The sequence below is a fragment of the Moraxella cuniculi DSM 21768 genome (assembly GCF_900156515.1).
Lineage (GTDB): Bacteria > Pseudomonadota > Gammaproteobacteria > Pseudomonadales > Moraxellaceae > Moraxella > Moraxella cuniculi.
The window spans coordinates 1-1,530 of record NZ_FTNU01000044.1; the positions used below are offsets into that span (position 1 = coordinate 1).

At 37.4% G+C, this 1,530-nt stretch carries 1 protein-coding gene and 1 pseudogene; both read right to left on the reverse strand.

Annotated features, from left to right (window positions below):
* Positions 1-238: hypothetical protein (locus BW928_RS11190; protein ID WP_144295817.1), on the reverse strand; the 238-nt coding region annotated here is incomplete at its 3' end.
* A gap of 121 nt (positions 239-359) precedes the next feature.
* Positions 360-1,530: pseudogene (locus tag BW928_RS11775) on the reverse strand (hypothetical protein); the annotation flags it as partial.

Sequence of the window (1,530 nt, forward strand, 5' to 3'; positions counted from 1 at the left end):
GCCAATAGCTCCAGCTTAAAGTTTTGTTTTGGTGATTTTTATAAATATCTTGGAATTCTTTTTTGCCGTTTTTCATAATTACAGCACCAGCTTCATCACGCCAATTGTCCAATGGCGGTCCATATAAATCAGAAGCCGCATTTCCAGCAGAATATATCCAGCCCTGAAGATCCTCTCTAGAAACGTCCTCAGCCACCCTAAACCACGGCTGCCCAATATGCTCTAGTGCAGATTTCATCTGCTGTGTAAGGAAAAATCAAACACTAATATACCCAAATGCAACCAATAAATAAGCAATGATGGTTTTTAAAAAGGCAATCAGTAGCACAAAAATAAAAAACATAAAAATAAAAAATATATCATTTTTCATAATTGCAATTATCCTTGTTTGCCTCACATAATTTTTCAGCTTCATCAAAAGCATCATGGGCAATTTTGATTTTTTGATTAATAACTCTGTTAGCCCTTAGGGTTTTAGGGTTATTTGTAGGCATTGGCAACTTTCCAAAAATTTTACCCGAATTCAGATGCAGGATAGCAGGCACACTCCTTCTATTACCCAAACCAGTTTCATCACCCAGTCCATTCCCAAAATCAATATAAGGATCAACATCATATCTCTTATGTCCTAGTCCGTCCTGTTTTGGTCCGTAATAATTATAAGTCCCCGCATTGGTTGGATCTCTAACAATTCTATTATAATCATCTGTGCTTAGAATTCCATCTTTAGTATCGATAATAATTTCCATCTGTCCATTGTTATGAACAAACTTTTTGTATCCATAACTACCATTGGGCATTTTCTCAGGAATGCCTTGATTGTTAAAATTATGAAATATATTTTCTGAATCTTTCATTAAGATCCAATCATTGCGATTTTCTTTAAATGATTTTTCAGCTTCTTTATTCCACTCATTTCTCTGAATAACATGCAAATAATAAAACTGATTACAGTCAATGCCAGCACGACAATTTGCATAAGCGGTATCAAATTCTTGATCTCTTTGCTTGCTTAATTGTTCAAGCTCGGTAATTTGTTTTGATATTTCTGCACATTCGCTGGATATACAATAACCATAAGCATTTGACAGTTTTTGCTTCTTTGCTTTTAGTTCTTTTAGCTTGGCATTTTCCCAATGACTCAAATAATTCCACCTTGTCTGCCCCACATTATTCACAGTGCTTGCTGTGCTGTCGCCTATGGTTGTGCCTAGGGTTGCTGATAGGGCAAGTAAGGTTGTGTCTCTTACTTGTTTGGTGTAGCCTTGTTTTGTAAGGTATTCGTCCAGTTTTGGGATAGTGTAAGCAGTTGTACCTGCTGATACAGCTCCTTCTATTGTACCTGTGGCTAGAGCAGCAGTTATTGTGTGTAGTGCTATTCGGTAGATGCCGCCTTCTGCCCACTTGTTGGCTTCTTCGGTGTTGCCCTGTGCACGCAGTTCAAGTTCTTTGTTTTGGGCATAATCACCGATTCTTTTTGGGGCTTCTTTACCAAATTCTGTGGTAATTACCACTTGAGCATTTAGCTCT